This window comes from Marinomonas sp. 63XJN7_9_ISO-PGPR-S23-217 (genome assembly GCF_056173515.1).
The window spans coordinates 108,935-130,736 of the sequence record NZ_CM149678.1 but is presented as its reverse complement, the minus strand read 5'-3'; the positions used below and the strand labels follow the sequence as shown (position 1 = coordinate 130,736).

The window sequence follows — 21,802 nt, the reverse complement described above, 5'->3', positions numbered from 1 at the left end:
TACGACTGGACAAATACATCGACAACCCTTTTAATTGGTCATACCAATTGACCGTGAATATAGAGCAACAATAGAAATCGAGACTGCTTTTGTCAAGTGGTTAAATTGGCGATATTTAATGAATTTTAGCGACATTTTTGATTGGTTTTACCACTTTTTCACTTATGCACAGAAAATAAACATCGCTATATCAAATGAGACCTTTGCACGATGTCACGAGCGACACCAAGGCACGGCAAAAAAGACGAGAAAGCGGAGTTTATCCCTATAAATGAGCATTTTAAGTCTGTTTTTAACAAAGTATTGGCAAGCGCAGTAGTCGTGTAAAAGTCTCAAAATGTATAAAAGACAAATAGGTCAGACCACTATAAAAAGTTAAATAGAAACCGTGTGTTCCATACCATCCTTGAGCTAAAAAGGAATAATAAGATGACGTCCGACTCATTCAGCCGTGTAAAACCACCAAAAATCTCCGATATCATTATGCAACAATTGGAAAGCATGATCCTTGAAGGCAGCTTTTCGCCAGGGCAAAAATTACCACCAGAACGGGAATTGGCCGCCCGCTTTGAAGTATCTCGTCCATCACTCAGAGAAGCCATTCAAAAGTTAATCGCGCGGGGAATTTTATTCAGCCGACATGGTGGCGGTACTTACGTAGCAGACAATATTGGCAGCTCATTTGCTGACCCATTACAAGACCTGCTGTGTGCCCATGACGAGTTTTTATACGATCAACTGGAGTTTCGCGATGCATTGGAAGGTTTATCATCTTATTATGCCGCCACGCGAAGTAACGAGGCCGATAGAGCCAAATTGACTCGATGCTTCCATGCCTTAGCCGAAGCTAACCAAGCACAAGACTTTGCCCTTGAAGCAAAGCTTGATGCCGACTTTCATATGACCATTGCAGAAGCCGCCCACAATATTGTTTTGCTGCATACATTACGCAGTCTATACGCCGTGCTTGCTAGAAGTGTCTCGGCGAACTTGCACAACCTGTTCAAACAACCTCAAGCAAGACAAGTGGTGATGGCACAACACAAAACCCTTTATGAGGCCATCATGGCCGGTGATGGCAACGCCGCCCGGGCGGCCGCACACGATCATTTGGTCTTTGTGGAAGATCATCTATTAAACAGGCAAAAAGAAGAAACGCGCATTCAGCGCTCATTACGTCGAAATGAACACCAACCGCCCCATTAATTATCTTGCAGCAAACCAAACATTGTTTTTTATATTTTGTCGATAACACCAATACAAAGTGATGGCGCGAGCAACAAACAAAGCGGCTTGGCTTAACCATAAACCATGGTTCCCGAGCCCTTGAGACAGATACCAAACCGGAAAAAAGACGCCTAATACGCAGAGAATCATGGTGTTTTGCATCTGTTTCACGCTGGTTGTACCAATAAATACACCGTCTAACATAAACGACCAAATACCCAACAGAGGATAGCTAATCAGCCAGGGTAGGTACAGATCCGCATCGTTCCGAACACTTTGAACACTTGTTAATAAAGCAATGATTTGATTGCCAAAAATCCAAAAAATAGCGACTAATATCAACGCCGCAAGTAGGGCCCAATAGGTAGAAAGACGCATCACTTTTTGGAAATTGGCTTTATCTTTACGACCATAGGACTCACCACATAATGCTTCAACAGAAAAGGCAAAACCATCTAACGCATTCGATATGATCATTAAAAACGTCATTAACACCGCATTCGCCGCCAAGATATCATCTCCCTGACGCGCCCCTTGTGCGGTAAAAAAGAGCATCACTAGCAAAAGCAAAATCGTCCGTACAAATAGGTATCGGTTTACTTGAATCAAGGCTATATACGCCCGCCATTTAGCAAGCGCCTTCAGCGGTACTTGACCAGAAAAGCCTTTTAAGCGGAAAAATGCCAGACCAATCGCAATGGTCACGCCAAGATATTGAGCCAGTAAAGTGCCCCAAGCGACCCCATCACTGGCCATGCCCATATGATAGACCGCGATGTAATCGAATATCATGTTCGCAAGGTTAATCGCTAATAACATCCAAAGTGGGCCTTTGGAATATTGCACACCGAAAAACCAACCAATTAAGGCATAGCCCGCTAATACTGCAGGCGCACTGAAAATTCGTATCTCACAATACAATCGAGCCCATGGCGTGACATCAGCACTGGGCGACATTAGATCGATCGCCAAATCAATAATCGGCCCGCGAAATAGAATCAGCATTAAGCCGATAAACACTCCCATCAACACCGATTGCAACAATAGCTCTCGAACGCGCCGATCATCCTCTTGGCCCATGGCTTGCGCTGTTAATCCAGTGGATCCCATACATGCACACTACGATTTGAATAGTTGACATATTGCGTAGAGGTGCCGAATTATATGGGCTTAGGGGTGCTTTGGTGTCTCTTGCCTTTGACAGCATGAATTATGCTGGGTCTCTGCCATTTTGACAGCTTTTTAAGGATAATTTGTCAAATAAATGAGTTCTTCTAGGGAACCTCTGAAAAAAGACGAACTTATGGCATGATTCTCTTTATTTCTTTCGACTTGGGACAATACCATGGATCAACTCAGCTTTTCCGATGCCGAACATAACTGCAAGCGTAAACAAACAAAACGCGAACGCTTTCTTTTAGAAATGGATAAGGTGATTCCTTGGAAGCGCTTAGAAGAATTGATCTCGCCTCATTACCCAAACTGGGAGGGCAAAGGACGTAAGCCCTATGAGCTTGGTACTATGCTGAGAATCTACTGTTTGCAGCAATGGTACAACCTAAGTGATCCTGGGATGGAAGAGTCACTTTACGAGATCCACTCGATGCGTCAGTTTGCCAAACTTTCCCTTAGCAGAGGGTCTATTCCAGACGAAACGACGATTCTCCATTTTCGTCATTTGCTTGAGAAACATCAACTGACGCAGGCGATTTTGTCTGATGTTGTCGAGTATCTAAACGAAAGAGGTTTGATGCTACGTACAGGCACCATAGTGGATGCCACGATTATTAACGCTCCCCCTTCGACTAAAAACAAGCAAAAAGCGAGGGATCCAGAAATGCACCAAACGAAAAAAGGCAATCAATGGTACTTTGGCATGAAAGCGCATATCGGAGTCGATGCTCGTAATGGTTTGGTTCACAGCGTCCACACCACCGCCGCCAATGTCCATGATATTGTGGCGGCAGAACACTTATTGCACGGGGAGGAAGCGTTTGCTATAGGAGACTCAGGGTATCAGGGCATCCAAAAACGAGACGAATTTAAGTACAGCGAAACGCAATGGCAAACGGTTCCACGCCCAAGCCGTTACCAGTCCGATAAGCTGAGCGATAAGGAAAAAGAGGTAGGGCAAAAAACCGCCAAACTCTTGTCGAGTATCCGAGCCAAAGTAGAGCCCCCCTTTCGTATTATCAAACGTCAATTTGGCTACACGAAAACACGCTATAAGGGACTGCATAAAAACAGCGTTCAGATAAACATGCTTTTCGCTTTAGCAAATTTATATCGGGCACGGAGGGGATTATGATGCGCTTTGAAGGAACCCTCCTTTGAAAATCGGCGTAGAGCAATAAACAGAGTCGAAGTGTGACTGTTTATTGGAAAAATAGGCTTCTTTGAGGTCCAAAATGAGTAAAAGTTATGCACAAGAGAGAGATGCTCTAATCAGTACAGAGGTTCCCTAGCGCTTACCGAGGGTGTTCAACAATGCCCCAGAAATGATGAGTAGGCCACCAGCGATCGTCCATACAGTAGGAACTTCAGAAAAGATGCTCCAGCCCAGTATCGCGGAGAAAACGACCTGGACATATGCATAGGCTGCTACCTTGCCAGCCTGTTCTGCTGCCATTGCCTTAGTCAGCCCAATTTGGCCGACCTGTGTGAATATACCAACCAAAATAAGCAAGGCGAGTTCTTCCAGGCTAGGGGTTACAAAGCTGTCGCCTAAGAGGACGACTGAAATGGGAAAGGCAATTAAAGGGAAGTAAAAGATAATCACGCTAGAATCGTCAGTTCGACTCAATTGCCGCACCATCACATAGGCCAATGCACTACCCAAGGCGCCAAGTAAGGCTGCGACTATACTAAAATAGGGAGCGCCTGTGAGAGCCCCGTCTCGAAGGTTGGATTGCATCATGGCGATTACACCAACGAGACTCATGCCAATACAAAGTATCGTCGCGATTTGGATGCGCTCCTTAAGAAACCACAAGGCAATCAAGGCGGTAAACGCAGGGTATGTATATTGCAGGACTGTGGCTTCTGCTAAAGGCAGCGTCGATACTGCGTAATACACGCACATAAGTGTGAGTGTACCGACCGTCCCCCTAGCAATAAGCAAGGCTTTGTTATTGCCCCATACAGACAGGCGTTTGCGCTTTATATCCAAGTAGCTCAACACAAGAGAGATAACAGCTCTGAACGCAACGATTTCCAGCACCGGGATGCCGCGAGCTGAAGCGCTTTTGACGCAAGCTGTCATTAGAGCGAACCCGAGTGCTGACAGTAGCACGTAGCGGGCACTAGTTGCGAGGTGCACTAGAGTGGATTCCTTGGCAGTACAAGTTTTATGTTGGTGGATTCTAAATGAAATATAGATGCTTTGCCATGTAACATGTTTATTAAACAACTAAATCTGGCTTTTCAGGTATACCAGAAAGAAAGTTCTAATGCTACTTTATCCTCGCTGATGCCTTGTCTAGAAATGAAACGAGCTAAAACACTGCCTAATAGCTCATCACCATGCGGTACTGGAAATTGAAAAATCATCGTTCACCTTAAGGTAAAAGATGAATACAACTAAGCGCTATCGCTTCCTTTAGTGGCTAGCAGCTTTGTTATCAGATCCTTCTTACTCTTATCATCGAGCTTAGAAATTAAGCATGCTAACTCAGCGCTTAAATCATCTTCACAAAAGAAATAATTCAGTGGCACATTAAGCTCCGCAGCGATCTTACGAAGCGTATCCACATCAGGTACATGTCTGCCTTTCTCATAGTGATTCATTCGGCCACTAGCAGAGCTCTCGTCCATACCTATTTTAATCCCAAGTTCTTTCTGGGAAATGCCGATTTTGTTGCGAGCTTGTTTGAGTCGCAGTGGTATTGGGTTCTCTGACAAAATGGTTTCATCTTTAAAGTCTCACATACTTAGATTGTCTAAGTTTTACTTATTTCTGTATACTTAGCAATCCTAAGTTTTCAGTTTTTTGAGACATAAACATGACATCTAAACCATTTTCTTTGAATAAACAGTTCAAAGAACTCCTGCAACGCGTGGAAGGAGCCAGCATCAAACGAAAAGAGCTCATTCAATTAGCGACAACTATCACCGGATTAAATTCGATCCAAGCAACACGATTTGTCGCGAGAAACGTTAATAGATTGACGAGTAAAAACCTAATAAGAGCCAGCGGGGAGCGAAATGCTCGAACTTATCACTTCACAGATTCATTAATCATGTTACTTGATCCAAAAGTCTGCAATTTGAAACTCAACGATATCAATGCTGAAATTGAGACTAGCAACCAAGAATCACAACTCAAGATAGAGGAAGTGAAAACGAGCGCAGAACTAAAGATGACACTTGGAGAAATTGAGGCTTACAGAGATTTTCTTTCTAAGTATCCGGCTAGCCGTCAGATCATTCAAAGACTACTACATGAAGCCAAAGAACAGTCGACTCAACTTTATGGCCGCTTGAACGCACTAAAGAAAGTCATACAGGCAACTAATATTGAGAACGCTAAGTCATGCTAAGAGAATGGCAAAAACGCTGTATTACACAAGTCTTGGAGCTATATCAGCACCAATCAGATGCATTAGTACTTGCTACACCAGGATCAGGTAAAACAATCATGGCAAGTCACGTTGCCAAAGCCCTACTAGATGAGTGCAAGGTCGATTACGTTATCTGCTTTTCACCTTCTAAGGTTGTCTGCCATAGTATCCAAGAAACCTTTCGGCATATTCTTGAACGCCCTTTTAATGGTCAACTGGGAGCCTTGGGGGCTTCTCGTACATATCACTCAATGACAAATATCAACCAGCTAACCAGTAACCTGAGCACCAGTCGAGTTCTCGTTATCTTTGATGAGATACATCATTGCGCAGGTGACGGTTCCTCTCTATCAAACACATGGGGCTTTCAGCTGCTCTCTACCATTCAAAAGCTAGCCACTTACACTTTGTCATTAACTGGGACACCATGGCGTACAGACACACTCCCAATCCCTCTAGCTCGTTATTCTGACCTTGAAGGCAATATACAATGCGATTTCTCTTATGACCTCATAGAAGCCATTAATGATAAGGTCTGCCGTGCCCCTTTTATCACAGCCATTGATACAGACCAAGTGATGGTACGGAAAAGTAAAGAGACCAAAACATATCGAAGCATTACAGAATTACTGGAAAGCGGCGATGTCAGCTATCGTATGATTTTGAAACAACCAGAAGTCATTACACATATGCTTTCTCTTAGCGTTCAAAAGCTCGACAAACTTAGAACCAACAGTCCGAATACTGGTGGTCTTATTGTCGCCTCGTCCTATCAACATGCCTTACAAATACAATCAATTCTATCAGGGCATTTTGGCAAAGAAGCGACTATTGTTTCTTATAGGCAGGATGATTCACCAGAGCTCATTAATCGCTTTCGCGAAGATACCAGCGAATGGATTATCAGTATCGCTATGATCAGCGAAGGTACTGATATTCCAAGACTGCAAGTATGTTGTAACCTTACAGACGTCACCACTGAACTCTACTTTCGCCAGATCCTCGGGCGAATTCTGAGGACGACAGACTCGCAAACTGATATTGGCTATATGTTTGTCCTTGCTGAACCTGATTTAATTGAATACGCAGAGCGGCTCAACAAAGCCATTCCTCGCGCTTATCACTATGAGAAAACAGAAAAGCTACTTGATTGCGTTGACGTAGCAGATATAACAGAAGGCAACCAAGACTCAAAGGATGATACTCAACCTTACCTAACAGATATCAACATTGACGATATATCGTTACTCGAAGATCATGAAAACATAGACCATTTGCCTTTGGCAGAACTGACGATGAGCTCGTTTAAATCGAGGATTATTTCTTATCATATATAGTACGAAGACCTAACATTCATATGATCTTGTAGGAGAGTAATAAAGTCTCATACTAAACAACCAAGTATCCTTGTCCGTACCGTTTTGGATTAAACGTGACCAAAAATAAAGATTCATGCTAATTGCTACTACCAAGTCTGAATCAAGCGACAACTGAGTATTAAAGTTTCATACTAGCTGTAACTCATTTCTGGACAATTTCGAGTTAGAGCTGATGTTCAAAATTGAATTATTCGCATAAGCAAAATTTAGAAAAAACAATGTTAGAATCCACCACAATCGCTAATGATATTTCAGGCTTTTGCTTAGATCTGTTCCATTCTGACAACTGCAACGTTGGCTATTCCAAGTCCTGTTAGAGTGTCACCGTGTACTTTCTCATCATCAGGGTCATAAAAAGTTACAACCCATTTAGCATCAGGTCTGACTGATTGCTCCAACTTCTTGAAGTAGGGTAAATCTACGTCAGCTAATGAGTGACCCCCCTGTGTCAGGATAGTTGTCGCCTCATTTGATATTATAAAACAGACAGGGGACGGTAAGTGAAAACCAGTGGATTACCAAAGACATTCAAGTGCCTTTAAAGAAGCCATCTTACAGAAACTCATCCAAAGCGAGTTGTCGAGACGTGAGTTTGCCGAACAGGAAGGCATTAAGCTCTCTACCCTGTATAGTTGGCAAAAGCAATTCAACACATCAGGATTTAGCGAGTCAAAAGTGAGTTCATCAGATAAGTGGTCAAATGAAGAAAAGTTTGCTGTCGTACTTGAAACCGCCGTCTTGTCTGAAGCGGAGCTTAATGAGTATTGCCGTGTGAAAGGCCTGTACCCTGAGCAAGTAAAACAGTGGAAACAGGCTTGTATTGCTGGGAATACAGTGAAAGAGAAGAAAAAGACCACGGCTGAGCAACAGTCGGATAAAAAACGCATTAAAGAGCTAGAGCGAGAACTGAGAAGAAAAGAGAAAGCGTTAGCAGAAAGTGCAGCGTTACTTGTGCTGGGAAAAAAGTTCGATGCCTATTGGGAGGAAAAAGAGGACAGCTAATCACGCTGGCCGATAGGCAAAAGTATTCGCAGTGGATCCGTCATGCGGTCGAGTCCGGTGCACGGCAAGAGCCTGCCTGCGAGGTGATTGGATTATCGGTCAGGACGTTACAGCGTTGGTGTAGAGAGGGTTCTATTGGGGAGGATAGAAGAGTCACATCGACAAGGCCCGCCCCAGCGAACAAACTGAGCGAGGTAGAACGGCAGACGATGATTGAGGTCTGCAACCGTGACGAGTTTGCTTCGTTACCACCCAGCCAAATCGTGCCTATATTGGCCGATAGAGGTGAGTATATTGCCTCAGAATCCAGCTTTTATCGTCTCTTAAAAGCGGAAAATATGCTCCATCACAGAGGAAAAGCAGCACCAAGGAATGTCCATAAAAAGCCCACGAGCTACACGGCTAAAAAAGCCAATGAGGTGTGGAGTTGGGACATTAGCTATTTGCCAACCACGGTGATTGGTCAGCATTACTACCTGTACATGATAGAAGATATTTACAGTCGAAAAATAGTGGGTTGGGAAGTGCATCATCAAGAAACGGGAGAGCATGCCGCCGATTTACTGGAGCGCAGTGTCTGGGTGGAAAGATGCTTTAAAAAAGACCTCGTCTTACACTCAGATAACGGTGCCCCCATGAAGAGTTTAACGATGAGAGCGAAAATGTATGATCTTGGTGTTGTGACCTCTCGAAGTCGACCAAGGGTGAGTAACGACAACCCGTACTCAGAATCGCTGTTTAGAACGGTGAAATATCACCCTAGATGGCCGTCAGAGGGATTTAAAACCCTAGAAGATGCGCGAGAGTGGGTCAAAGAGTTCGTGTATTGGTATAACCATGAGCATCGCCATAGTCGAATCCAGTTTGTCACGCCCAGCCAAAGACATGCTGGGCTTGATAAAGTGATATTAGCAAAGCGAGCGAACTTGTATCAGCAAAAAAGGAAAGAGCGTCCTGAGCGTTGGTCAAAAGCAGAAAGAAACTGGCAGCCAATAGGTGATGTGGAATTAAATCCAGAGCAACACAAAGACGCTGCTTAATTATTTTAGGCGACAACTACCTTGAAAAACGCCGGTTAGAAGGCCAAGTATTCGCTCCATCTCAATTTCAAGCGTGTATCGGTCTCTGTCTCGAAAGTCATCTGAAGAATAGTTTGGCATTGCATCCATGTTTGCTTCCAAAACTGAATCTTTATCAAGCAGTGACATACTCGTTTCAAATTCAGACCATAAAGGGTCTGACATTGTTGTTGGAAAATCTGGGTCTAAGTCAGCAAACCCGTAATAGTCGAGCAATAGCTCATAAGTTTCCCAGTAGTTATTTTTGAGATAAAGCCCAAAAGATGTATACCTAGTGTCAAGGCCATGATGAACATCAAAGCCATTACCTATTACATATAGCTTCATGTCATTCACCGTTGATATCTAGTTCTTTGAAGCTAATGACTTCGGAGTCATTATCAGTCAGCTCAAAATATGTATCTTGGAAGTAAAACTCTTCAATGTATGCGTTAGCTTTTAAACCATCGGTATAGGCAAGTGTTATGTGGGCAGTGTATGTTTCTTTGTGTTTTACTGTTGACTCATTACTCAAGACGAATACATATTGCTTGTCTTCAGGATCCCAAGGTGAACGGTCATAATCTGAGAATCGATAATCTGCCGTAACAACCACCTCAAATTCTACTTCGTATTCAGCCCACTCGGCATCGACATTCTGTAAGTTTTTCTTCCCAACATTCACCGAGTTGATTTCTATAGAATTGATAATCTCATCGAAAGGATCTGCGTTTTCATAGTTGAACTCGCCATCTTCGAGAGCTTGCAGGGCATCCGCTTTGATTTGTTCTAGGAGTTGTTCGAATATTTCATCAGCAAATTTGGCTGGTTCTTCGTACGCTTTGTCGCTTCGAACAATCAAGTCAATTAGGTCATCGACATTTTCAAGATGAATGAAGTTATCTTCTTTCTCACAGAATGATTTCATATCGCCGTCGTCACTAACGATATAGGCTGAATATCCTCTAGCCAAGCTCACCTGTTTAATAGCTTCTAGCGCAAATGCATCAGGAAACTCGTGCTTTTTTGATTCTTTGCCAAAAGGAGGAAGGTTGTTGAAGTAAGCATCAAATACAACTTGAGGGTTAACAGTGCTTACATCAATTGTTTCGACGTAGCCGTTTTCGACGAAATCATCAAATTTTTCACTGATAACAGCATAAATATCATCACCTTTAACCTTGGTGAAGATGCCATGACAATCAAGGTCGGGGGTGTTTCTTAGGAACATCGCATCTCTTTGCATCTTCTTTATCATAGAAGCTGCTTCTTCAGATTTGTGTTTGAGATGGGAGTCGATCTCTTTCCTTGTCACATCAGTAATGAGCAAGTGGATTTTCTCATCCTCAATTAGTTCTTGAAGACGACCAAGAGCGTGTTGCCCAAATTGATAGTTTTTCTTTTCAAAAGCGCTTGTATCGATAAAAACTAGCCTTGTCTGTAATTCCATAATCAATACCTTGAACACATGGTGTAAATTGTCATCAAATAAATTGATGACACAATTAAGTGGATAACCAACTAATGGCATATTGGCTCATTACAAAAATTCGGGCAAGTAACGAGTTAGCAAGGTGTGATGAGGGATAGCTTTAAATGTTTTGGGGCAAAGGCGTGTTGGCCTAGATCACAAGTTTGCGGAGACCAGCTTCAGCACGTCCTAGGATAAAAGCTACTTCGAGGTTCAGTTCTTCTATTTGTCTTCGGATAATGTCTAGCAATACAACTGGCTAGAGATCCTCATCGTTCAAATCTAACTAAGTGACAAAACCCAGCGTATCACTTCACTTCAAATCAAAGAAGAAGTTGAAGAATTGAAGAACTATCACTATCATTTTTGCCATTCTTCATAATATTTTCAATTGGTTAGAAGGCGATTAGAGAATGAGAAACGTTGTTAGCGGCGTTTTTCAAGGTAGTTGTCGCCTAAAATAATTAAGCAGCGTCTTTGTGTTGCTCTGGATTTAATTCCACATCACCTATTGGCTGCCAGTTTCTTTCTGCTTTTGACCAACGCTCAGGGTGCTCTTTCCTTTTTTGCTGATACAAGTTCGCTCGCTTTGCTAATATCACTTTATCAAGCCCAGCATGTCTTTGGCTGGGCGTAACAAACCGGATCCGACTATGGCGATGCTCATGGTTGTACCAATACACGAACTCTTTTACCCACTCTCTCGCACCTTCTAGGGTTTTAAACCCTTCTGACGGCCATCTAGGGTGATATTTCACCGTTCTAAACAGCGACTCTGAGTACGGGTTGTCGTTACTCACCCTTGGTCGACTCCGAGAGGTCACAACACCAAGATCATACATTTTCGCTCTCATCGTTAAACTCTTCATGGGGGCACCGTTATCTGAGTGTAAGACGAGGTCTTTTTTAACGCATCTTTCCACCCAGACACTGCGCTCCAATAAATCGGCGGCATGCTCTCCCGTTTCTTGATGATGCACTTCCCAACCCACTATGTTTCGACTGTAAATATCTTCTATCATGTACAGGTAGTAATGCTGACCAATCACCGTGGTTGGCAAATAGCTAATGTCCCAACTCCACACCTCATTGGCTTTTTTAGCCGTGTAGCTCGTGGGCTTTTTATAGACATTCCTTGGTGCTGCTTTTCCTCTGTGATGAAGCATATTTTCTACTTTTAACAGACGATAAAAGCTGGATTCTGAGACAATATACTCACCTCTATCGGCCAATATAGGCACGATTTGGCTGGGTGGTAACGAAGCAAACTCGTCACGGTTGCAGACCTCAATCATCATCTGCCGTTCTACCTCGCTCAGTTTGTTCGCTGGGGCGGGCCTTGTCGATGTGACTCTTCTATCCTCCCCAATAGAACCCTCTCTACACCAACGCTGTAACGTCCTGACCGATAATCCAATCACCTCGCAGGCAGGCCCTTGCCGTGCACCGGACTCGACCGCATGACGGATCCACTGCGAATACTTTTGCCTATCGGCCAGCGTGATTAGCTGTCCTCTTTTTCCTCCCAATAGGCATCGAACTTTTTTCCCAGCACAAGTAACGCTGCACTTTCTGCTAACGCTTTCTCTTTTCTTCTCAGTTCTCGCTCTAACTCTTTAATGCGTTTTTTATCCGACTGTTGCTCAGCCGTGGTCTTTTTCTTCTCTTTCACTGTATTCCCAGCAATACAAGCCTGTTTCCACTGTTTTACTTGCTCAGGGTACAGGCCTTTCACACGGCAATACTCATTAAGCTCCGCTTCAGACAAGACGGCGGTTTCAAGTACGACAGCAAACTTTTCTTCATTTGACCACTTATCTGATGAACTCACTTTTGACTCGCTAAATCCTGATGTGTTGAATTGCTTTTGCCAACTATACAGGGTAGAGAGCTTAATGCCTTCCTGTTCTGCAAACTCACGTCTCGACAACTTGCTTTGGATGAGTTTCTGTAAGATGGCTTCTTTAAAGGCACTTGAATGTCTTTGGTAATCCACTGGTTTTCACTTACGTCCCCTGTCTGTTTTATAATATCAAATGAGGCGACAACTATCCTGACACAGGGGGGTTTCACTATTCTCGAAATTATTACCGTCAAACGCGGGGCGTATAGAGTGATCCCTTTCATTGAGGTTGATTACTTGGGCGGGGATCTTCTCAACAGAGTAAAGGCCGTTTTCAAGGAGTAGATTCATTGCTGCTAGGTATTTTGCATGAGAGATGTCTAGCATATCTTGCAACTCCTGGTTACGTGCTGCAAGGGTATCAGCTTTATCTACTCTTATTTTTTTTGGTGACTGCGTTTTAGCAGCAGCGGCATCTATTGCTGCGATTAGATTGTCAAAGTCTCGGCCCTTACGAATGCTGCTTGCATTCTTCTTGCCTGCCTCCAACGCCACGTTGCGCTTATTGATTTTTGATCCTTTAGCAACAACTACTGACTCATTGTTTATCAGCCTTTGGAGGGCTTCGTAGTACTCTTTATGCTTACTCATCTATGGCCTCTATCGCGATTAATTTCTGGTTGATTAGCATGATTTCCTGATGTGCTAATCGAGCTGAGGGATGTTTTGGATCGATGTACTCTAGCTCCGCCTCTAGGGTACTTTTGTATTTTTTGAGCTTATGTCCTCGTCCAAGTCCTAGCCCATCATCCCCACCAAGGATCGCGTCATCACAACCAACTAGGCATGGGATGACCTCATCCACGTTAAACTTGTCACACATCTCACGGGATGAGCATCCACCGATAGCTGTTTCTCGATAAGATATACGTCCATCTCTAACGCGTTTTTCGATATCTTCGATGCTATTGAACCATGATGGAGCTTGAGATTTTTCCTGTTCAAGCCTGCTTCCTGCTCCGCCGAAAAGTTTGTCCTTACTTTTAACTACATGAGCTTCAAAATCCAAGGCTTCTAGGAGCATCAGCTCATCTCGATAGTCGCGTATTACATCATGAGAATCACCCGTTTTAACCATATTTAGAATGTTCTCAGCGAAGCTGGCATTTTCTCGGTAAAGCATCGTCATGACTTCAGATAAGTGTTTGAATTGAAATTTCAATGAGGGGAGAGAGACTCTTCCGCTTCGTGCTGCATATACGGCCGTAGAGCGCCGGAATTGATGGTTCTCAAGATGAAAGTACTCACCCACTTTTAGTTTGAGCCTAGGATCATTTCGCCAGTCACGAAATGCATCGAAGTTTTCTAACTCTACAATGTCGCTTTCTCTGACTCTTAGCTCATCTGAGCCCCTTGAGATATATGAGAGAGCTTTTTGGCGATGTACATCTGTATCGAGAAACTTCCTGACCTTCATAGGATGATCAAAGCTTGGAAACAGAAAATCGGTAGGGCTGCCCATCATCCCTCGAATGAACCTACATGCTTCGACGGCGGGTATTGCCTGTTGGCATGTCGCCCAGGGTAAGACAGACTCGCTGTAGTTACTGTTTGTCATTTTTGAAGTGTGACAGAGCAGTATAGGTATATCATCGAGTCCGGGTATTCGAACGCTGCTCAGACAGTCTTGTTTCAGTGCATCCATCTCATGTGTGCGCATACCGGAGTATATATCTATGAGAAATCTTGCAGCATCCAGTACGTAGGCCAAGTAGACTCTAATACCTTTGAGTGTATATTTCATGTAGTCATTATTTTTGTAGAATGATCCGATTGGCCAACGCTCGAAAAATTCCGTTAAACTATACTCAGCTATGGAGTCTTTTTGGCTTACTAAGGGCATTTCGGTTCTTTTTGCGTTGGGGTATTTAGCCTTATAAGCTGCAAATGCTCGATAAACCTTTATGTTATTGACTGCTCCTGGGATTGCCTTATCTCTCATCATTGAAGTGGTGACAAAGAACAAGGGATCTTTGTTGATTCTTTTCAGCAGGGCTTTTATATTATCTTTATGTTCGTGGAAATCATCAACCATCTCCGTTGATAGTTTTATCAGTGCAGCGTAAATTCGCGAGGGTATAAGCGGGGTGCGTTGAATTGATGAATCGTTAATGTAGTCCGATCGCAATTTAAATCCGGCCGAAAGGATATTCTTGAGCTGCTTGCTGGCAATCAGGGGTGGTAGTCCTGCATTGAATCGCTCGTTTAGATAGTCGATCAGTCCTTTTAAATCTCTAAGTGTTTCAGCTTTGCGAAACGCAGTCCTAGAGGCGTAAAGGCTTGCAGTGATTTTTGGTACTGCAAGAGCGCTCTCATGTAGTTGGGCGAGAGTCTTATTTTCGTTAAGTGCGATGAGGGAGAGGCCCCTTAAAACAGCCAACATTCTTCTGTAGGTCTGGGGCTTGTTGCGCTGTCCGCCCGAGTGCGTTGGTTCGTAGAGCACTGCGAACATAATTTGCTTCATCTCACCGATAATCGTGTGTGCTGTTGCGCTCAGCTCGTCATTTGTTTTGCCGAACTGACTAATAAAATTGTACTTAATACCCTTAGTTATTATTGTATAGGGCGATAAATCCCAGATGTTATCGCCGTATATAGAAAGGGGTTCACCTGTTAGGTTGCGACTAATGACGAAGCTGTCTGGCGGCACTTTCGTTAGATTTTCACCTGAAAACATATCGGGCTGAGAATCAAGCTTTTCAGTGCCTTCCAAAAATCGTGGTGACCACATATTACTGCTCCTCTCTACTATTTGAGATTTCGTTCAAAGCAGCTATTTTCATCTCCCAGTAAGGGTGTAAGTTGCCAATTTCAATTTGCCTCTTAGCTTGCTGAACGATCTTTGTGTATTGTTCATTTTTATCAGAGAAGTCAGCGATTATGTCATCCAAGCGCTCGATGATAGGTTGGAACTTTAGAAGATGTTCATCCATATTCAGACTACTAGCGCGGCTGTGCAAAGGTAGCCATTCCTTAATAGATAACAGCATAAGAACATCTTCTTCTGTTGCTCTAAGCGCATATGACTTGCAGAAAAAGCAGCTAAGCATTGCTGAGCAACGAGGGTTTGGGGCTTCATCTGAAAAGCCTTCGTCTTTTGTACTGCCCTGAAATGTGCAAGTGCCTGTAAGACCCTGCTCCCCCTTATCTTTACTAATAATCTTTACAGCGACCGGCTTCCCTTTGTACAGACTTACAACACTAGCTAGACCGCTGAAGAAGTCGCTTAGCTCTTTAACAGCAACTTGGTTTTCAACTGCTATGTAGTGCTTTCTCGATGTCTCAACTGTGTGCTGATGCTGATTTGCAGAGTAGCGAATATCGTTAGTTACGGTGAGAGATAAATTTACCGAGTAATCTCGCCATTCTTTTGTATTAATCCATGGGTTACCTGCATTCCAGAACTTGGTAGGGTTAGTGAGGTTCTTATTACTAATTGTGCATATGTGAGTCTGCGATTTTTTGAAGTACTGCGGCCCTGTAAGGGGAGAACCTGAAATGCCGAACTTTTGGCACAGTGCGAGGTAACGACTCCAGTATTTCTTGGCTAGGGGGCTCAGGCGAAGTGAAAACTGTTTATCCCCTTTTCTCTTGAAGGATAGAATTCTGAACTTGCCTTCTCGTTCGAGATTGGTGGGCTCTACCAGTGGAGCAGAACACAGTACTGCTAGGTTAGCACCGCTGTCTGCAAGTATCAGATGAGAGAAGTGAATGCTTGCAATATTAAAAAGATCGCGACCGTAATTAGTTTCCATTATGCTTTCATCTTGCTGCCCAATCGCAACTGCAGCACGATAATATTCATGTATTCTTGAGCGAATCTTTTTGTCATTAAATGGACCATTTTTCTCAATCTCAGCGTCTAACGCCACCATCAGTTTGTCAACGCTAATTAGATTTCCATTGCGATCATAAAGTAACTCGTATAGGCGTTTGCGCCCGAGGCTTCCAGATCTCTCATAGTATGATGAGGGAGTCTTGTTTAATCCATGTAGGTTCCAGTTGGCTGGGCTGAGGTATATTTGACCTGTGATACCAAGTTTCAGCTCTGGTTTAAGAACGAATGGCTTTGCATGATTGTCCCCAAGTAAGTACTCAGAGATTTGATTGAACAAATAGCGATGTGCATCTCTGCTGATAGCTGCGCATCGTGTACTATCCAACACTTTGAATCCACTTTCGCCTCGCCTGTATTGAATTCTCAGAGACCAGCTCTTAACTGTATCTTCATCTATGTTATTAAATGCCAGCAGGATTGTTTGGGTAGCGCCTTCTTGATACCCGCGTGCAGTGGCTCGTTTGAGTGACTTTGAAAGGTTACTCTGAGATACTCGATTCCACAGTAATAGCGAGTAGTCACAATATGCCTGTTTCATAAGATCTTTGTCGATGAAGAGTTTCTTACGGTCGAAATTGTTATCGGCATAGTCTATAAAGATTAGCTGATTGACAACTGAGCCTCGCTTTATTTTTCCATCGAGGAATGCGTCTATAAGCCTTGTTAAGTAGGCTTTCCGATGAGTGATTTGGCTTGTAAAATTTATACCCCAGCTGTCTATAAAGGCTGGAGAACACTTGTTTCTGCTTTTGACTGAGCTTATATCGCGAGAGTCAAACAGCACTCTCCCAACATAAACATGCTGGTAATTTTGGCCGCTGCGTTTGAAGTTGAGGCGAATTCTGCCTAGTTCAGATAATGTGAGTGCTGAGGACTCAAAGCAAGAATATGTTTCAGGTCTGTCGTCATACAGATCGTAGAATTCAGTCATTGAAGTTGTCCCAAGGGAAAGTTTCACCGTACATGGCTTCGTGAACTATTTCGTTTTTTTCTTTCTGCAATTGAACTAACTCGTCGTACTTCAGATACATCATCGTAGTCGCCTCTTGCTTGTGACCGAGTAGACCTTTAACATGAGTAATGATCTCCGTGTCCGACATACCTAATCTCTTCGCTTTCCGAACGAATCGCATGCCTCGTGTTGCTCTGAGGTCATGGAACCGAAAACCTTTGTACTGTTTGTCTTTGTGTTGTCTTATCCATGGAATCAGTTTCTGATTCACGAAGTCATTAATCGATCCTCCTAGTTGGAGCCCCGCTTGACCCCTTTCACTTTTTTTCAGGGTCAGTGAATAACTAGGATCGGCAGCGTCATACACGTGTCGGTTTGCGGTATAAAATGGTCGGCCAAACTTCGTCAGAAAAACATAGTTACGAGGGGAATCACCGTAGAAGCTTTTCTCACTTCGTTCTTTATATATTTTCGAATATTTTACCCAATCATATACCTGTGCAACCAAGGCGCTTGGCACCTTGAGTACGTACCTAACGTTACCCTTAGTATCAACGTCAGTCATTGGTCCAACAGCTATTCTCGCCTCTTTGGTTGTTCGTGACGACTCGTAAGCTCTTTGTATCGCTTCAATACTTAATGTGCAAATGGTCTGTTTTCTTGCCCCTGTGTATAGCGCCAACCAAACCATCAGTTGCAGCTGACGGTTACCTAGAGCTTCCAAGCCTTCAAGAATCCACTCGACCTCTTTTTCTGAAAGTGGACGTACTCCACCTTCTTCGCCCTGTATTAAATCGAAGCGCGGCTCTTCAACCGTGGCCTTTGTAATATGGATGTCTGTGGTGGTCACATGGAACTTCCTACCCCCTTTCACTACTACCTTATTCTGTTTAAGAGAGTAAAAGCGGTCCTCTATCTCTTCACCACTAGGACTGAGCTTGTGGGTGTTCAGAAACATATAGAAGGCCGCGACCTCCGCGGCTTTTTGCTTCACGGTCTTAAGCGTATTCTGCCTCTGCTCGAACAGCCTCGTGAGGTATGACTTGTAGAGATAAGTGACACGCTGGTTCTTTCGGCTGCGAGGTGGGGCGTAAAAAATATCAAGTGGTAGATCGTCGGTCTTCTGTTCTTCGATGAAGTGCAAGTACGAGAGTAGGTTCTTTGCTTTTCGATCTATCGTTACGATTGAGCGAGGGCTGGATTCAGCGAAATTTAACCACCAGCGGTAGAGGTAAAGGTTTCCAAGATTCCATGGCTCATTATTCCGATAGATGATTGGGAACCGTCCTATCATTAAGTCGCTAGTTTCTTCGAATTTATGCTTATCAGTGTTCCAGTGAAGAGTTCGGTTTGTCCACTCAACAACAGGAGTCCCATCGGCGTTGACAACTAGTCCTACTTCGAGCCTGTAAAGGCGTTGAATATATATGATCTTTGATCGAATCATAACAACGAGCACCACATCTTCATCACATTGATGTCAACATTGTTTTGTACATTGGTGTGTATGTCAATATTTCTTACATTAGTGTGTGCGCAAAAAACCAAACGCCCAAAACAGGAAGCTAAAGATACTACCGCCAATCGCCACGGCTCCAAGAGGCGTTGCGGTCCCTAGATGACCCACCACCGCAGTATCCACCAAACCGAGAAGTGGCGTAGTGATATTCGACACCATGGGCGGCCAAGCCATTCGCCAGATTTTTTTATGAAGAAGCGCATCAACTTGATAGGAATGACGCAGCTGTTGAAAAGATTTTTTGAGCACTGGGAACGGATCCTTGTGGATAATCGCTATATTGTGGATAACGGCAATACTATACACATCGTACTTTTTCAATCGCCAATGTGGAAAATAGTCCTAGTTATACATAATTAACGCACTTTTTTGCAGTAAAAAGCGCAATTTGGCGTGAAACACACTATGAAATGTTTATTTTATGAACTGATACTGTATTTATCCACAGTGTTGAGAGGAAATATCGATCAGGCCAAGTTTAGCATAGAGGGATAACCGGTTCTTTTTTCCACAATTATCTCTCAAATCAATGGAAAATTTGCTAAAATCACTGCTCATTTTTATACACAGTGAGACCTTTGCACGATGTCACGAGCGACGCTAAGACGCGGCAAAAACAGATGAGCAAGCGGAGTTTATAGCGATAAATGAGCATTTTGAGTCTGTTTTTAACAAAGTATTGGCAAGCGCAGTAGTCGAGCAAAAGTCTCATAGTGATTTCATGGAAAAGATACCGACGACAATGACAACGACTAATATACCCGTTTATGGCGAAGGCGATGGAACTTTACAAGCGGTTGGTGGTTTAACTGGGCTACAAACCCTAGTCGAAACCTTCTACCGCATCATGGGAAACACCCCTGAATTTCGCCCCTTGTTTGATATGCACCCTAGCAATCTTGAGCTAACCATCGACAAATTGGTGTCTTTTTTATCTGGTTGGATGGGCGGCGAAAAGTTATTTTCGAAAAAATATGGGCCAATCAGTTTACCCCAAGTCCATGCACATTTAATCGTCACGGATAAAGAAAAAGCCATGTGGCTCAATTGTATGGCAGCCGCATTAGATGAACTCGGCTACCCAAATGACTTAAAAGCTTACCTACTGCCTAAACTCGAATTTCCTGCTGAACGCATTCGACAAGTAAGCGCGGCGAGACATAATTAACAACCCCTCTCTAACCCTCCCCTTGAAAGACAAAAGGGGAGGGAACAAACAGCCTAAGCTTCCCCCTGTTAAAGGGGAGACAGGGAGAAGGTTTCAGGCCTTCACTTCCTTACTGACAGATACGCCCAAACGCTTCGCTAAACGAACCAAATTGGCTCTGTCCATCGATAAAAATCGTGCCGCTTGCGCCCAATTACCATCAGCATCCTGCAAAGCACGATGTATTAAATCTCGCTGATAAGCGTCTGTTTTTTCACGTAAATTTATGGGCTCTTCAAATGCGTTTGAAACGCTTTCAACTGTATCAGAAATAGCCTGTTGCTGTTTTTTAAAAGTGTTATCTATCTGTAACCCTGTTAGGTGTGCGGGTGTAATGGTGGTAATCCCTGTTGGCACCGCCGCTTTAGCATAGAGCGCGGCTCGCGAGATCACATGCTCAAGTTCACGCACATTACCAGGCCAATGATAACTCTCCAGCAATCTCATGGCTGATGCCGATAAGGTAAGCTGCTGCAAGCCCAGCTTGCGACGAAAGCGCTCAGTAAAAAAGCCAGCTAATAAAGGCACATCGCCTTGCCGTTCTCTTAAGGGCGGCACTTGAATCGGAAAAACACTTAGGCGATGGAAAAGATCGGCTCGAAAACGATGCTCCGCGACTTCCGTTTCTAAATGACGATTGGTCGCCGCAATGACACGTACATCGATTTTGCGAGTTTGATCTTTGCCCACGGCTTGAATTTCTTGGTTTTGAATCGCACGAAGTAGAGTTCCTTGCACCTCCAAAGGTAGCTCGCCAATTTCATCCAGAAATAAGGTGCCGCCATCGGCCAAAAGAAATTTGCCTTCACGATCTCGATCCGCCCCCGTAAATGCTCCTTTCACATGGCCGAATAATTCGCTTTCGATCAGATGTTGCGGAATCGCCGCACAATTCACATACACCATGGGGGCCGATGCACGACTTGAGGCTTGATGAAGAGTCCGTGCCACCAGCTCTTTGCCCACCCCAGTTTCACCTTCAATTAAGATAGCAAAGTCGGAAGGGGCAACCAGTTTGATTGCTTGGATCAAGGCTTTCATACCATCGCTTTGCCCGATCATTTCCATGTGACCATCTTTTTCATTGACCTGCTTGTTCATGGCTTGTAATACATGTTCAGCACGTTGGGATTTGTTCTCTAACTGTTCCATTAGTATTGCCGTATTAAGCGTCATCGACGCCATGCTGCCGATGATTTCTAAGGCACGAGAGTCGATGGAATCAAACACATAGGGCTCGATACTGTCCAACGTCACAACCCCGATCAGTTTGCCTTCCACATACAAAGGCACCCCCATGCAGGAATGCACAGGAAGGTTTTCATCATGGCCAAGTACCATGCCATCGTAAGGATCAGGAAGGGCAGAGTCTGCAGGAAAGCGTACCGGATAATGCCCAGCACAGATTTCATTAAGTCGCGGGTGCTCTGCAATAATAAAGCGCCGACCCATTAAATCATCCGACAAGCCCCGCTGGGCAATCGGGGTTAACACTCCATGTTGATGAACCAAGAGCACCACCGCATCGCAATTGATGGTGGCTTTTACCGCGTACACTAATTGCTCAAATCGATTGGCTTGGGTCACCGCACTGGCTAAATCCAACGCAAAACTCAATAAGGCATTATTCGACACTTGCTTCATAGCGTTCTCATTTTCTAGTCAAATCTAGGTGAATTTCAATATA

General features: G+C 43.8%; 17 protein-coding genes and 1 pseudogene. 6 read left to right on the top strand and 12 right to left on the bottom strand.

Annotated elements, in window-relative coordinates:
* Positions 1–429 precede the first annotated feature (429 nt).
* The gene (locus AC0VYI_RS00560; RefSeq protein WP_475446564.1) at positions 430–1,206 is read left to right on the top strand and encodes an FCD domain-containing protein; all 777 of its coding nucleotides are present in this window, start codon (positions 430–432) and stop codon (positions 1,204–1,206) included.
* Here the strand turns inward: AC0VYI_RS00560 and AC0VYI_RS00555 are convergent, their stop codons facing one another.
* Positions 1,207–2,337 carry an MATE family efflux transporter gene (locus AC0VYI_RS00555; RefSeq protein WP_475446562.1) on the bottom strand — a complete coding sequence of 377 codons (1,131 nt, stop codon included), beginning with the start codon at positions 2,335–2,337 and terminating at the stop codon, positions 1,207–1,209.
* Positions 2,338–2,572: 235 nt separating this feature from the next.
* Here AC0VYI_RS00555 and AC0VYI_RS00550 point away from each other — a divergent pair, with 235 nt between their 5' ends.
* Entirely contained in the window at positions 2,573–3,535 is a 963-nt protein-coding gene (locus AC0VYI_RS00550) for an IS5 family transposase (RefSeq protein WP_475446561.1), read from the top strand.
* 153 nt (positions 3,536–3,688) lie between these two features.
* Here AC0VYI_RS00550 and AC0VYI_RS00545 read toward each other — a convergent pair whose 3' ends face one another.
* Positions 3,689–4,546: a DMT family transporter gene (locus tag AC0VYI_RS00545; RefSeq protein WP_475446559.1), complete on the bottom strand. Its 858-nt coding sequence runs from the start codon at positions 4,544–4,546 to the stop codon at positions 3,689–3,691.
* 260 nt (positions 4,547–4,806) lie between these two features.
* Entirely contained in the window at positions 4,807–5,127 is a 321-nt protein-coding gene (locus tag AC0VYI_RS00540) for a helix-turn-helix domain-containing protein (RefSeq protein WP_475446557.1), read from the bottom strand.
* Positions 5,128–5,228: 101 nt separating this feature from the next.
* On the opposite strand from AC0VYI_RS00540, the gene AC0VYI_RS00535 reads away from it, so the two are divergent.
* From AC0VYI_RS00535 to AC0VYI_RS00525, 3 genes are all read left to right on the top strand, one after another.
* On the top strand, positions 5,229–5,765 hold the full coding sequence (locus tag AC0VYI_RS00535; protein ID WP_475446555.1) for a hypothetical protein: 537 nt from the start codon (positions 5,229–5,231) through the stop codon (positions 5,763–5,765).
* The gene (locus AC0VYI_RS00530; RefSeq protein ID WP_475446553.1) at positions 5,759–7,123 is read left to right on the top strand and encodes a DEAD/DEAH box helicase; all 1,365 of its coding nucleotides are present in this window, start codon (positions 5,759–5,761) and stop codon (positions 7,121–7,123) included. The genes AC0VYI_RS00535 and AC0VYI_RS00530 overlap by 7 nt, the downstream gene beginning before the upstream one ends.
* 552 nt (positions 7,124–7,675) lie before the next feature.
* Positions 7,676–9,207 (top strand): IS3 family transposase gene (locus AC0VYI_RS00525; protein ID WP_475446551.1). Its coding sequence is split into 2 segments (ribosomal slippage): positions 7,676–8,120 and positions 8,120–9,207, totalling 1,533 coding nucleotides; the frame shifts between segments, so codons are not numbered across the junction.
* Here the strand turns inward: AC0VYI_RS00525 and AC0VYI_RS00520 are convergent.
* The 8 genes and pseudogenes from AC0VYI_RS00520 to AC0VYI_RS00485 form a co-directional block, all read right to left on the bottom strand.
* A complete protein-coding gene (locus tag AC0VYI_RS00520; protein WP_475446549.1) occupies positions 9,208–9,573 on the bottom strand; it encodes an AbiH family protein in 366 nt (121 codons plus the stop codon). It abuts the gene before it with no gap.
* A 1-nt stretch (position 9,574) separates the two neighbouring features.
* Positions 9,575–10,756, bottom strand: a complete 1,182-nt coding sequence (locus tag AC0VYI_RS00515; protein WP_475446547.1) for a PIN domain-containing protein — start codon at positions 10,754–10,756, stop codon at positions 9,575–9,577.
* A 404-nt stretch (positions 10,757–11,160) separates the two neighbouring features.
* A protein-coding gene (locus AC0VYI_RS00510) for an IS3 family transposase (protein WP_475446545.1) occupies positions 11,161–12,692 on the bottom strand; the annotation gives its coding sequence in 2 pieces (ribosomal slippage) (positions 11,161–12,248 and positions 12,248–12,692; 1,533 coding nt in all).
* 36 nt (positions 12,693–12,728) lie between these two features.
* Positions 12,729–13,190 carry a hypothetical protein gene (locus AC0VYI_RS00505; protein ID WP_475446543.1) on the bottom strand — a complete coding sequence of 154 codons (462 nt, stop codon included), beginning with the start codon at positions 13,188–13,190 and terminating at the stop codon, positions 12,729–12,731.
* Positions 13,183–15,330 (bottom strand): hypothetical protein, encoded by a 2,148-nt coding sequence (locus tag AC0VYI_RS00500; protein ID WP_475446541.1) that lies wholly within the window; start codon positions 15,328–15,330, stop codon positions 13,183–13,185. The genes AC0VYI_RS00505 and AC0VYI_RS00500 overlap by 8 nt, the downstream gene beginning before the upstream one ends.
* Before the next feature lies 1 nt (position 15,331).
* The gene (locus AC0VYI_RS00495) at positions 15,332–17,368 is read right to left on the bottom strand and encodes a hypothetical protein (RefSeq protein WP_475446539.1); all 2,037 of its coding nucleotides are present in this window, start codon (positions 17,366–17,368) and stop codon (positions 15,332–15,334) included.
* Positions 17,361–18,836, bottom strand: a complete 1,476-nt coding sequence (locus AC0VYI_RS00490; RefSeq protein WP_475446537.1) for a hypothetical protein — start codon at positions 18,834–18,836, stop codon at positions 17,361–17,363. Before AC0VYI_RS00490 ends, AC0VYI_RS00495 begins: the two co-directional genes overlap by 8 nt.
* Before the next feature lie 87 nt (positions 18,837–18,923).
* Positions 18,924–19,082 (bottom strand): annotated as a pseudogene (locus AC0VYI_RS00485) (MATE family efflux transporter); the annotation flags it as partial.
* Between the two features lie 568 nt (positions 19,083–19,650).
* Between AC0VYI_RS00485 and AC0VYI_RS00480 the strand changes: the two are divergent.
* Positions 19,651–20,076 carry a group II truncated hemoglobin gene (locus tag AC0VYI_RS00480; protein WP_199475676.1) on the top strand — a complete coding sequence of 142 codons (426 nt, stop codon included), beginning with the start codon at positions 19,651–19,653 and terminating at the stop codon, positions 20,074–20,076.
* A gap of 93 nt (positions 20,077–20,169) precedes the next feature.
* On the opposite strand, the gene norR is transcribed toward AC0VYI_RS00480, so the two are convergent.
* Entirely contained in the window at positions 20,170–21,759 is a 1,590-nt protein-coding gene (gene norR / locus AC0VYI_RS00475; protein ID WP_475446535.1) for a nitric oxide reductase transcriptional regulator NorR, read from the bottom strand.
* Positions 21,760–21,802 lie beyond the last annotated feature (43 nt).

Excerpts from the sequence above, each read along its gene's own strand:
- AC0VYI_RS00505 (WP_475446543.1), bottom strand. The coding sequence starts at position 13,190 with ATGAGTAAGCATAAAGAGTACTACGAAGCCCTCCAAAGGCTGATAAAC.
- AC0VYI_RS00490 (WP_475446537.1), bottom strand. The coding sequence starts at position 18,836 with ATGATTCGATCAAAGATCATATATATTCAACGCCTTTACAGGCTCGAA.
- AC0VYI_RS00480 (WP_199475676.1), top strand. The coding sequence starts at position 19,651 with ATGACAACGACTAATATACCCGTTTATGGCGAAGGCGATGGAACTTTA.
- AC0VYI_RS00550 (WP_475446561.1), top strand. The coding sequence starts at position 2,573 with ATGGATCAACTCAGCTTTTCCGATGCCGAACATAACTGCAAGCGTAAA.
- AC0VYI_RS00515 (WP_475446547.1), bottom strand. The coding sequence starts at position 10,756 with ATGCCATTAGTTGGTTATCCACTTAATTGTGTCATCAATTTATTTGAT.
- AC0VYI_RS00500 (WP_475446541.1), bottom strand. The coding sequence starts at position 15,330 with ATGTGGTCACCACGATTTTTGGAAGGCACTGAAAAGCTTGATTCTCAG.
- norR (WP_475446535.1), bottom strand. The coding sequence starts at position 21,759 with ATGAAGCAAGTGTCGAATAATGCCTTATTGAGTTTTGCGTTGGATTTA.
- AC0VYI_RS00520 (WP_475446549.1), bottom strand. The coding sequence starts at position 9,573 with ATGAAGCTATATGTAATAGGTAATGGCTTTGATGTTCATCATGGCCTT.
- AC0VYI_RS00530 (WP_475446553.1), top strand. The coding sequence starts at position 5,759 with ATGCTAAGAGAATGGCAAAAACGCTGTATTACACAAGTCTTGGAGCTA.
- AC0VYI_RS00560 (WP_475446564.1), top strand. The coding sequence starts at position 430 with ATGACGTCCGACTCATTCAGCCGTGTAAAACCACCAAAAATCTCCGAT.
- AC0VYI_RS00535 (WP_475446555.1), top strand. The coding sequence starts at position 5,229 with ATGACATCTAAACCATTTTCTTTGAATAAACAGTTCAAAGAACTCCTG.
- AC0VYI_RS00495 (WP_475446539.1), bottom strand. The coding sequence starts at position 17,368 with ATGACTGAATTCTACGATCTGTATGACGACAGACCTGAAACATATTCT.
- AC0VYI_RS00555 (WP_475446562.1), bottom strand. The coding sequence starts at position 2,337 with ATGGGATCCACTGGATTAACAGCGCAAGCCATGGGCCAAGAGGATGAT.